The following is a 12367-nucleotide window of genomic DNA, read 5'->3' as shown; positions in this document are numbered from 1 at the left end:
GCTATGGACGCCAGCCTTAATTTCTCAAAACGAATGAATGGTGCCTACAAACGTCGCTATCACTTAGTATAGGGACATCATCTGAGTATTAACCCACGATGCGTTGGTGATTGATCTGTGCTCATGCACGATTCTTGGCTGGTCGCTGTTACTACGAATTTGACCACCATTTGCTTATGCTAGAATCTCACTCAACTCTTTGAAAGTAGACTATATTCATAGAGGACACAGGGTCAGCCTGGGCACCAGATGGACGATAGCGTCTAGTTAGACAGAGTATGCTTTCAATCGCGGACGTTTTCACTGCGAGGATGGCGATCGCAGACGGCAATAATTAGCAAATCAGTAAGTTACCAAGGTTAAGGTCATAACACAATTATAAGAATAAACTTATGCTGCTAATTATGTGATACGCAGGTTAAAGTGAAGTCCGCCAATAGAGATAAACTGCAACGTACTGATAAAAAACAAGTATTATAAAAAACATACGATATGTACGTGCTTAATATCAAAAAAAAATCAAATATATTAGCGAAAATAGATGAAAATAAATGATTTCTCCTGAAATTAGTATAACTTGCGCCTTTTAAGTTCAAAAAGTAACCAATTGCATACGAATTGCATAACCTATTTAATCAAATTATAATAAAAAGAATATAATTGCAGGAGCGATGTGCAATGAATTACTTACTTGAGAATTTGGTTCATTACAATGAAGAGTCGCGAGCTTTAGAGAACGATAATACAGAGATAATACTTCCTGTATCGGCCGCGAGGCTATTGTCTTTATTGTTACAAAAAAATAACGAGCAGTTAAGCAGAATTGAAATTCTTGAGAAAGTTTGGGAGAAGTATGGTTTAGTGGCATCTAACCACAATCTAAACAGAAATATCTCTATATTACGGAAAACGTTACAAGAATTAGGTCTGTCAGATATCATTGAAACGATACCTAAACAAGGGTTCAGGTTGCATTGTGATTTTAAGTTAATATCCCAAGCTCAAGAAAATAATACAAAAAAAATAAAACACAAAGTGTTACGTAACACTGGCTTAAAGCTTAATTTCTTCATTTTTATATGTTTTAGCATACTCCTCATATGTCTTTACATCAAATATGATGAAAAAAGCAGTGTATTATATAAATATAAAACGATAGGGAAATGTGATGTATATGTTGATAAAAGCTTAACAAACATTAATAATGTATCCGTTTTTTTCGATACCATACTTGGTAAGAAAATCATTGAAACTTGTAAGAACATGACCCAAACGATATTTTTTGATGATAATAAAACATCTTTAAAAGATAAAACGTACTCTACGCACGTAGCTGTTTGCAAAGCAAATAAATTGAATAAAGGTAATCAATGTGAAAACTATCTCAATATTAAAAATATTTAGCGTAGCTGTTAATATTATATTGTTGCTGGTTATTGCCTTTATTGGTTATAAGTTATTTGCCATAGATAAATATTTGCCAATGAACTGTATGTCTAGTTTTTACATCAATCAGGGAGAAAAAAACGTTATCACAGGTAATGTTAAAATTGTTTTTCATATAACAGAGAAAGGACATGTGGTTGTTAATGAATATGGTACTCTCGAGAATGAAGGGAAGGAATATATTGTTGACCGTTCAGGTGATATGACTATCACCAAAAATACGGAAAATGGTTTTCATAAAGTAGTTAAAGGGCGTTTTACAGCCAACAAGCAGGATACAACTCCGCCAGAATTGACGGAGAAACTTACTTCAAGTCAGTCTGTATTTTTTTATAAAATTCAGAAAATAGATGAAGTCACATGGCGTATTAGCGATCTGCAACGTACTATTTTCATGTGTCGCAGATGATCTATTTTATTCACCAGTGAATTAATAATGTTAGCTCATGGTTTTTATAAAGGTGTATGCAATTTTTATACTGTCGTATGTTCTTTTTAATCAATGATAGCGACAGTAAGCCGTATTGATTTAATAATCGACATTGAATACTGGTAATCAGTGATAAAGCAAGTTAACTATTTTTTCTTTTATAGCTATTCGATAACTGCTTTTAACTCCTGTAAAAATCTGGGCATGAAAATATAGCTATCAACAGGAATATATCTTCTTGTCCCTCACTCTCTTTTGACGTAATGCTGCGCTAACCATTTATGTGGTTATTCAATGTGGCAATCGAACTGGCATTTCTTTCTCCTTCTTCTGTTTGTATTGTTTATATCCGAATAGGTAACATACATCTTCCTGCCCTGATGAAGTATCCCTTTTTAACTCCTGATTTATTCATAAACAGTTTATGCAAAATATTTATCAGGAAAAAGCAAACTCTATCCCTGCCTGAATTATATCAAAGCATGTTGTTTCTTTAACTACATGGCAATACTGGCACAAGTTAAAAATTATAGGGATTACATTTGATCGTAAATCTAGTGAAATACCTTCTTTCTGGTTTTTCTGAGCTGAATAAAAAATGGCAATAACTATTTCCAGTGAGTGATGGTTAAAAAATTTTCCTGTAGAGGGCATAAATATCTATAATTTTAATCGATTTTACAGTTGTCAGGTTTATGAATTGTCTTTGTAAAAGCGTGTGAAAATTGAACAAAAAAATGTGAGCTTTACGTGAAGTTATAAAAAATCTTACCAATGCACCTATTTTCACACCAGCTAAAGGCAGTCAGTTGTATAATCCTTTCTTAATTAAAGCTATCTTGGTAGCGTGAAAAACTAGATTTTATTTGATTATTGGAGTTATGTGCTGATTCGTTATGATTGTCTATGATGTTTTTATAATTTATTACAGGTTTTAGAATAATAATTTGTATATTCAGTATGACTTTTTGCTCTATTGCCTTGCCTGACAAATAGCGTAACAATTGTTGCCATGTTCAGGTATGTTCAATTGGATGAGATCACCAGCGTTGGTACCAGATGGAATTATAAGTTATATGTTTTGCGATGGAATAGATTAAAAGCCTGGGGCTATACAAAGTAGGAACATTTTCTAACAAGGATAAGGATTCGGATGTGCGTGCCTTAATATTAGATCCAAATGTCATTAGTCAAAATTACTTACGATCTCAGACGGAAAATGCTGGGTTTGTTGTGGATGTTTGTTCGAGCTTAAAAGAAGCATGGCTGTTCATGATATCGAATAAACCAGATGTTATGGTAATGACTACGACTCCTCGTGATTCCGAAAGTGTCCAGGCTATTCGGCGTTGGCGAAAAATGGGAGAAAATATTAGGATCTTAATGATCAGCAATGAAGAAAACCTGCAGCATAAAGTGCGTGCTTTAAATGGAGGCGCTGATGATTATATTGTCAAACCATTCAGGATAGAAGAACTCATTGTTCGCTTACAAACACTTATTCGTAGGTCTTGTCTGGAACCGACAAAAAAAATGGCTGCAGGTAAGATTGAGCTTAACATTGGAAGTAGAGCATTGTTTATTGCAGATGAAAAAATAAAACTCACCAACTATGAGTTTGAGATAATGAGACTGCTTATTAAAAAAAGTGGCAAGCTCATCAGTAAATATGAAATTATGAAGCATTTGCATGATGATATATTTAATCAAAACAATAATACTGTAGAAGTACTCATTGGGCGGTTGCGAAAAAAAATCGCACCTTATAAATGTGCCAGAATTGAAAATAAAAGAGGTGATGGATATTATCTGGATGCAAAAAATTTTATTGACCATTAAATATAAAAGCATCCTTGCTTGTACCAGGTAGATGTGGAAATACCATCCTCATAAATTATAGTGAGAGTTGCAGTATAGATTAAATCTAATGCCGAAGTTTTAAAAATAACAATACATTCAGTGTGTATAGCAAACCATAGCCGTGTGGCCACAAATTCATGACCATTTTTATTATGGCCATATTTGATGATATCAGTAATGTGATAGCAAAATTGCTTACTGAATAAAAAGCAGTGATAAGTATTAAACTATGTATGTCAGGGAGCGACCACAGTGGCGGTTCCTGTTAATTAAAGATGAATTACGTTGTCAATAACAGGAGAGGTTATGTTTTTGAAATTAATTTTAGTGTCTGTTGGTTCCTTATTTTTAGTGAGCTGCAGTGGAAATCCTGTGGGCTCGGCTGATAATATTAATATGGCTTTGACGGGGCAGCCCATGGCTGTTACCCAGGGTACCGTCACCAGAGTAAGAAATATTACAATCCAGAATGACAGTGATAATAATATTGCCGGTGCGGCAGCAGGTGGGGTATTAGGTGGCGTAGCAGGCAATGCTATAGGTGGTGGAAGTGGCAGACGCATCGCTACGGCAGGCGGTGCCGTTGCCGGTGCTTTGACCGGGCAAGCGATTCAGCGCAATAGATCTCAAATAAATGCTGTGGAGCTTTTCATCCGACCAGTGCATGGTAATGAATTTGTCATTGTTCAACCGATGGGAGAAACGCCTTTTTTTGTCGGGCAGCAGGTTAATATTACGTCACTAAGGGGGCAGGTTACCATTACTCCTGTCGCTCAATTGTAGAATTATTCTCATTGTATGTTCTTTGAATAATATTGCTGTCTGGGGGAGACAGGATTAATTAAGCTGTTTTTTAATTAACTCATTTCCCATTTTATGCCGATTGCTTATGGAGGGTTTCTTTAATGAATTTACATTCAATGACATTCTCGGATATTGTTATGTCATTTTTTACGATTTTGTTCTTTCTTGCTTATTTAATGTTAATTTTTCAGATTCTGACGGATCTTTTTCGTGATGATGACTTGCATATTTCTTTTAAAGTAGTTTGGATCGTTTTATTACTCTTCATCCCTGTCATTTGCTCAATTATTTATCTATTGGTTAGGGGGAAGGGAATGGCGGAAAGACAGCGATATCATCACCATAAACATTCTTACTCAGGGTACCCCAGTGTAAGGAAGAGTATTACTGAACAAATAATTGAAGCTCATGAGCTTAAGGTCTCAGGCATTATCACTGAACGTGAGTATGCAGAAATAAAGGAAAAGCTTCTGCGGTAGTATGTTTTATTTTCTACATAGCTGAATAACGTCAGCCATGCGATACAGTATTTATTTGTTAAGCAAGGATATGCATAGCTATTTTTTTTTAGCAGAGCACTGCTATCATGATTGATAGCATAAATTTTGTTTAAATGACTAATGAGTACTGTATAACGCAATCTGCACAAAGTGGGGTGATTTTTTTTTAATTTTTGTCAGTTTTTTTGATGAGATGCTAAATCAACCCTTTTCTAAAAGGATAATGGTATTTCCTTTAGGGCGTTATTTTACTTTTTAACAAAATAACCCTTCAAAAGAAATGTAATCATGTTTTTTTTATTATTAAGTATTTGAATTTCACTTGTTGGTAGTGAAAAGCTCTGAATTTGACTTTTTTGTGGCCTGACTTCAGCGCAAAATTCATTATTTCGCAAGAATATTCTTAAGTGCATGGGGGGGATTCCTAATTTTTGTGTATATCAGGTAGGTTTAATCATCCCTGAGTTAAGATTTTTCTTCTTTTTTAGAGTTTATTAATTCAAAAAAATCAAGTTGTAAAATTTATATCTGAATATATTATGTAGGAAAGTTCCTGGTGATTATTAGGATATTTCAAGGAGGGGTATGAAGCATGGGAATGTACTGTGTCAGAGTTGTAGTGTTAAATGCCAAATCCTTCCTGAACAAGAGTTTAGCGCCTCTCAGTGTCTTAATCCTAAGGTTTGTATCTGGCCGGGAGTAAATGTTTTTTTTGAGGCGGGGGTGAGGTTTCTGGTTAATTCAATAAGTATTATCACCTCTTCTGAAGGTTTTATTTTTGTGGATTTTTCCTGGCGGAACATTCATTTCTTTATGAATGACGAGTGGGTTGAATACCTTGCCAGTACGAATATGAAGATAATATTGTTGGCAGATGTAAAAATGGCAGCGCTGGCCAATTATTACAAACAAACTGAAAAGAGAGTAACAGAGGTACTCTACCTCTCTGAAGGTTTAGGGGCGACCTTAATTAACTTCAGGAAAGTGTTTATTGGATTACCTTTGTTTCGTCGGTCTGGCAGAGCATTAACAAAAAAAGAAAGGCAAGTTCTCTATTTAACGCTAAAGCATAAAGGCGTGGCTGATATTTCCACGGAAATGTCACTCGATGTCAAGGCTGTTTATAATATCAGGCAAAGAATTGAGAGTAAGATAGGAATGAAAATAAGGAGGTTTGCATAATATCAGAGTGCTGTGCCATCACCAGGCAGGCTGAAATATAGCGTTTATAATATCGTTGCTATTAATAATGTACGTGGAGAATTTATTTATGAATAAAAAGATCATAGCCCTGAGTGTTTTTGTCGGTTTGTCATCCGCTGTTTCAGCTTTTGCTGCATCTGATAACACTATTACTTTCCAGGGCGAAGTCACTGACCAGACCTGCGCGGTGACCATCAACGGAAACGCGGTATCACCGGTGGTTTTATTACCGACGGTGAGTATTTCCGATTTCGCAAGTTCGACAACTGCTGGCGCCACAAATTTTGAAGTCGGTGTCAGTGGCTGCGCGGTTGAAACGACCGATCGGGAAATTTCTACCGTTTTTGTAGGTAATCAGGTGACTACCTCTGGCAATCTGGGAAATACCGGTAGTGCAGGTGATGTGGAAATCCAGATCCTCGACACTACGGGAACGGTTATTGATTTTACCAGCTATTTCACTGGTGATGCTGACCTGACGTTAACCGCAGGTGAAACATCGGCAAGTGCTAATTATACCGCTCAGTACTATTCAGCTGGTACGCCAACAGCGGGTGATGTTACCGCTTCATTACAGTATGCCGTGACCTACCTGTAAAACTATGGCCGGAATTTTTTCCGGCCATTTTTACCGGGCCAGGCTGTGTACTGGCTTTATTAATGGAGAGAAATATGAAATTTCTATATAGATCCTTTTCGTTCTTTTGTTTTACTTTTTTAGCGTTATTTTCTCTTCAGCTTAATGCCAGCGTTATTATGACGGGTACTCGGATTATATATAATGAGGGCAGTCGTTCAGTTGATGTTAACCTTAAAAACCAGAGCGATTTCCCCTATGTTGTACAGACGTGGTTTGATGACGGGAAGATGTCTAGTGGACCGGATGCCTCTGTAAGGGTTCCCTTTATCGCCTCCCCCCCTGTTTTTCGAATTCAGCCGGGTGCAGGTCAGGTTGTTAAAGTGACATTCACGGGTGGTTTGAATCTTCCAGATGATAGAGAGTCTGTGTTTTATTTTAATTTCTTGCAGGTTCCTCCAGCAAATATTAACAAAAATGACGTAAAAAATAAAATGCTCGTCATGCTGCGTAACAGAGTTAAAATTTTCTATCGCCCTGCATCTCTGGTATCAGGTCCAGGCAGGGGGGTGCCCAATATATCTGTAACGCCTGTTGCAGATAATGCCTCAGCAGTGATGATAAAAAACCACACGCCTTTCTATGTCACTGTCAGCAGCGTTGCATTAACAGAGAAGCAACGGAGATTGTCTTCTGGGTCGGGTATGATTGAGCCTTCAGGATCTCATATTTTCAATATTTCTCGAGCAGGTTCAGTTAAGGGTAAAAAAATCACTGTGACAGTGGTAAACGATCAGGGAGCACGACTGAATGCGGAATTCAATTTATAACAATATCTGCATTAGTAATATCTGGTGGCGGTTTAACAAAATCATATTAACAATATCGTTTGTTGTTACATATATTCCTTCCGCCAGTGCACAGGATTATTACTTCGACCCGGCATTGCTGAAAGGTTCTGCCCTTGGGCAGGATATGGAACGATTCAATAAAAAAATCACGCCTGTTCAATCCGGGAAATATGTTCTCGATGTCTATGTTAACAACACGCTAATTTCGATAAGCGAGACCATCAATATAATGGAGCGTGAAGATGGAAAAACAGAACCTTGTCTGACTCGGGAACTGATCGCTAAATTGGCCATCAGAATAAATGCTGTAGTGACTGCAGAAAGTCATCAGTGTGTACTTGTGTCTGACGCCGGGGCGACTATTCAGGCTGAGGTGGACTTATCACAGTCTCGTCTCAACCTGTCTGTACCACAGTCGAATATGTTTCAAAATCCCCGTGGTTTTATTCCTGTCGAAAGCTGGGATAGCGGGGTTATGGCGCTTTTTCTGCGCCATAACACCAATTTCACACGCACCGAGAATACAGGAACAAATTTTAAATATAATTATCTCTGGAGCAATATTAATGCAGGGACGAACCTTGGATTGTGGCAGCTCAGGCATACAGGAAATTTAAGATATGCTGACAGTAACCTTGGCGGTAGTGAATATAAATATAATGCGGCCAGGACATGGGGGCAACGTGCTATTCCTGCATTAGAAAGCGTACTCACTGTCGGTGATAGCTACACCAGCAACAGCCTGTTCGGGAGTCTGTCTTTTAATGGCGTAAAGATGGCTACCGATAAACGAATGTGGCCTCAGGGAAAGCGGGGATACGCACCAGAAGTCAGAGGCGTTGCAGCGACAACAGCTCGGGTTGTCATCCGTCAGCAGGGGACGGTAGTGTATGAGACTACCGTTTCGCCGGGGAGCTTTGTTATTAATGATCTTTATAACACGAAAAGCAAGGGAGACCTGCATGTAGAGGTTATTGAGGCTGGTGGTAATATTTCAACGTTCACCGTCCCCTACTCTTCTGTACCTGATTCTGTACGACCAGGTAACTGGGAGTATTCTGTATCGTTAGGACGGGTGAGAAATTATTACAGCGTTAACAATCGTTTTATTGAAGGAACACTGCAGCGGGGCATGTCGAACATGCTCACCGCGAACAGCGGTATTCGTCTTGCTGAGGATTATCAGGCCGCTTTGCTGGGAGGCGTTATTGCTACTGGAGCAGGGGCATTCGGATTAAACACGACTTTTTCTCATACCCGAGTTGAAAATGAGCAGACCACCAGCGGCTGGCGTGCAGAAGCCAGCTACAGCAGAACCTTTGACACAGGAACTAATCTTGTTCTTGCTGCGTATCGCTATTCAACCAGTGGCTTCAGGGATTTACAGGATGTCCTTGGCGTCAGGCGTCAGTATCATAATGGCACTGAATACTGGTCAGATACGTTAAGGCAAAAAAATAAGTTTTCAGCAACCGTCAGTCAGCCTATGGATGAATGGGGGATGCTTAACCTCTCAGGCAGTACTGCCGATTATTATGATGGGAGAGGCAGAATTAAACAATTGCAATTGGGATACAGTAATAACTGGGGACAACTCAGTTATAACCTGAGTATTGCTCGTCAGCAGACCATTATGACGAACGGCAGATACTTTTATAGTCTTAGGGATAGCGATTACGACACGGGAAACCGACAAAGGTATACAGAAAATACCATCTCATTGGGTTTTTCTGTACCACTTGATTTTGGCAAAAATCGATCCAACCTGACTTTTGGCTTAAATAAAAATAGAGACACCCGGAGTGCGCAGGTAGGTATCAATGGTTCTGCCGGGGAACAGAGTAATTTTACTTATTCCCTATATGGTGGTGCTGAAAATTACCATAACAGCGGTAATGCCACCAGTTGGGGAGGGAGCGGTCAGCAGAACACATCCGTGGGCGCTTTTCGCGCAAACCTCTCTGCAGGTAAAAACTATCGGCAGTTCGGCGCAGGATATTCTGGCACGCTGGTTGCTCACCGCGGCGGGCTCACGGTAGGACCCTATGCAAGCGATACGTTTGCAATCATCCATGCGCCGGGCGCCAGTGGGGCAATTGTCAAGAACGGCCAGGGAGCAACAATAGATCGCTTTGGCTACGCTATACATCCGTCGCTAACCCCTTACCAGTATAACAATGTTGGACTTGACTCGAGATTCATTAATTCTGACGTTGAGCTGCAGGGAGGCAGTAAGAAAGTGGTTCCTTACGCAGGAGCCATGCCGATGGTGTCTTTCGAAACGCTGCATGGTAGAGCCATTTTAATCACCGCGAGCTTTGAGGGGGAAATGCCTCCGATGGGCGCTGATGTTTTTGATTCTGCTGGTAACGAAATAGGAATGGTAGGTCAGGGCGGTCAAATTTATGCCCGCGTTGAAGATAATACAGGAAAACTGACTGTTAAATGGGGAAAGCAGGATGGTCAGCGCTGTGAAATCAAATATCGCCTACCGAAAGCAGATAATCAGCCGGTAACACAAATTCATCTGCCCTGTGAGAGGAAATAACAGAGATGATGACCTTCCAAAGTAAAAAAGAGAAGCCGCGGATTTTTATTTTCCTGCTAGTTCCGGTTATTTTTTTCGGCTGGAGCCAGATAAGCTTTGCTGCAGGTACCTGCACAAAAGTAACGTCGACAAGTCAACTATCCACTGCTGCGCTGAATGCGGGCTATACTGCCGCATCGTGGACCGGTGCTTCTGATGCTAATACGGTCACAAGTCTTGGGTTGCCCGGTATTATAACGATCAGTGGTTCCAGTAGTTTTCAGCCGTCTGGAACCCTTCTTGGTAGTTCAGCAGCCTCCTTTCTGACGTCTGGTCACAAGGAGACATACCCGGCAAATCAGATTTTATTTCGCTGCAATCAGACTGCAGTGGATGCGGGATTATATGAGTTTTATGCCACTAATGGTGACGAAAACTACAGTGGTAAAAATGCCGCCAGCGAAGTAGACGGCTCTTATTTTACGTATGTAAAAAATGTTGCTATCAGATTAACGAATATGAAGACAGGGGAATATTATTCACGGTACTGGAAATCCCGTCAGCTTACCGCTGACGACTGGTATTCAGATGATACCTATACTTATATCCCCGCGAGTGCATTCGCTGATGTATTTGTTGAGCTGTTTAAGGTTGACGGAACTTACGGGAGTCAGAATAGCTCAAACTTCTACACCTATAACTGGTGGAGTACAGGGAGCGCTCAGCCTGCCGGTTATGTTGCATTTCAGGGGGGGAGCTTAAGCTCTGGACTTTATAACGGCGCTGATTCTGCTAGTAACTACTCGGGATGGTATGGGTACTGGCCTGCCGGTTTTGGTCTGACGAATTATGTGACGTTCGTCAGAGGGGCGACATGTCTTGTTAAGGATTTCCCTTCGGTTGTACTGTTGCCAACTATTTCAGTTAGCGAGCTTAATGCGGGAAATACCAGCCGCGCCGGATTCTCCATCAGTCTGGAATGTGAATCGGGGGCTGTTTCCAGTACATCGAATTCAACAAGTTCTTCGGCAAATGTTGCTATGGGTTTTATGGTGAATCAGGCAAACGCGGTCAGTAAAGCGCAAAGTCTGGGGCTGGTGACTTCCGGTGGTGGTCTCACCTGGCTGCTGGATACCAATTATGGAAACGGTGCAGGGGAAGCCTCAGGGGTCGGTATTCAAATTCTTAACAATAGTGGAAGTGCGCTCAATCTTTTACCCGCTAAATCATCATTTGGCTCAGGAAACAGCTACGGATGGTATGGTTTTAAAGATTTATTGTCCTTAACTGGGACGGGAAGCGGCACCGATATTTATACAGGAGATTTCACTGCAGAGTTGGGTGCAATCACTGGTCAGACAGTTACCGCGGGGTCCGTAAATGCGCAGTTACAGGTTGTTGTCAGCTTTCAGTAAAACAATTATCAAGGTGAAATGGTTATGCTGCGTACTATTCGTGCTGGCGCAGCCTGGTTTCGCCGTTGTGAATGTAGAAGGTACCCGGGTAATATTTAATGCCGGAGAAATGGTTTCATCGGTGAATCTGATAAATTCAGGGGGGGAGCCCTCCCTTGTACAACTCTGGTTTGATGAGGGGGATCTATTTATGTCTCCAGAAAACGCCAGAACACCGATTATTGCCGTCCCTCCGGTGTTTCGATTACAGCCGGGTGAACTGCGCGATGTAAAGCTGCAGTTGATCTCTCGGGATAATTTTCCGCAAGATAAGGAATCTCTTTACTGGCTGAATATTTATCAGGTGCCGCCCAATACGATCGGTCCGGCTAATGAGAAGCGCGTTATTCTTCCCCTGCGATTACGCCTGAAAGTTTTTGTACGACCCGTTAATGTCCCACGACCTCAGCAGACTGATGGAGAGCGACTGCAGTTTCAGATTAAAAATAACAATCAACAGGTTGTCATTATGAGCAATCCAACGCCATGGTATATGACGATAGCGACATTCGAGTCTGGTTATATGAAAATTGATAGCATCATGTTAGCGCCAAGAGAGAAAAAGGAAATCACCCTGAATAAAACAGTGAAAGCGGGGGAGGTGCAGTATGAAATCATCAATGATGATGGAACCAAATGGCGTTATCGTTCATTTTTAAGACAGTCATGAACACTGAATGCTCGATAGGCATGACTGACCTGACCCGCCGGCATG

General features: G+C 40.4%; 10 protein-coding genes. All 10 read left to right on the top strand.

Annotation, left to right across the window (positions count from 1 at the left end):
• The first annotated feature begins 678 nt into the window (after positions 1-678).
• Complete coding sequence (locus IYV58_RS22960) at positions 679-1404, top strand: winged helix-turn-helix domain-containing protein (RefSeq protein ID WP_049113068.1); 726 nt, start codon at positions 679-681, stop codon at positions 1402-1404.
• Positions 1373-1855, top strand: a complete 483-nt coding sequence (locus IYV58_RS22955) for a hypothetical protein (RefSeq protein WP_195729282.1) — start codon at positions 1373-1375, stop codon at positions 1853-1855. The genes IYV58_RS22960 and IYV58_RS22955 overlap by 32 nt, the downstream gene beginning before the upstream one ends.
• Before the next feature lie 1176 nt (positions 1856-3031).
• Positions 3032-3715: a winged helix-turn-helix domain-containing protein gene (locus IYV58_RS22950; protein WP_195729281.1), complete on the top strand. Its 684-nt coding sequence runs from the start codon at positions 3032-3034 to the stop codon at positions 3713-3715.
• 327 nt (positions 3716-4042) lie between these two features.
• A complete protein-coding gene (locus IYV58_RS22945; protein ID WP_049113066.1) occupies positions 4043-4519 on the top strand; it encodes a glycine zipper 2TM domain-containing protein in 477 nt (158 codons plus the stop codon).
• Between the two features lie 1106 nt (positions 4520-5625).
• A complete protein-coding gene (locus IYV58_RS22935; protein WP_004124890.1) occupies positions 5626-6222 on the top strand; it encodes a helix-turn-helix transcriptional regulator in 597 nt (198 codons plus the stop codon).
• Between the two features lie 88 nt (positions 6223-6310).
• Positions 6311-6841: a fimbrial protein gene (locus tag IYV58_RS22930; protein WP_004124888.1), complete on the top strand. Its 531-nt coding sequence runs from the start codon at positions 6311-6313 to the stop codon at positions 6839-6841.
• A 74-nt stretch (positions 6842-6915) separates the two neighbouring features.
• Entirely contained in the window at positions 6916-7650 is a 735-nt protein-coding gene (locus IYV58_RS22925) for a fimbria/pilus periplasmic chaperone (RefSeq protein ID WP_004124884.1), read from the top strand.
• Complete coding sequence (locus IYV58_RS22920; RefSeq protein ID WP_195729279.1) at positions 7631-10219, top strand: fimbrial outer membrane usher protein; 2589 nt, start codon at positions 7631-7633, stop codon at positions 10217-10219. The genes IYV58_RS22925 and IYV58_RS22920 overlap by 20 nt, the downstream gene beginning before the upstream one ends.
• 5 nt (positions 10220-10224) lie before the next feature.
• Positions 10225-11613 carry a fimbrial usher protein StbD gene (gene stbD / locus IYV58_RS22915; RefSeq protein WP_049113064.1) on the top strand — a complete coding sequence of 463 codons (1389 nt, stop codon included), beginning with the start codon at positions 10225-10227 and terminating at the stop codon, positions 11611-11613.
• A complete protein-coding gene (locus IYV58_RS22910) occupies positions 11579-12322 on the top strand; it encodes a fimbria/pilus periplasmic chaperone (protein ID WP_195729278.1) in 744 nt (247 codons plus the stop codon). The genes stbD and IYV58_RS22910 overlap by 35 nt, the downstream gene beginning before the upstream one ends.
• The last annotated feature ends 45 nt before the right edge of the window (positions 12323-12367 follow it).

It is taken from the genome of Klebsiella sp. BDA134-6, assembly GCF_015601345.1.
Taxonomy (GTDB): Bacteria; Pseudomonadota; Gammaproteobacteria; order Enterobacterales; family Enterobacteriaceae; genus Klebsiella; species Klebsiella grimontii.
This window is presented reverse-complemented; position numbering and strand designations above follow the sequence as displayed.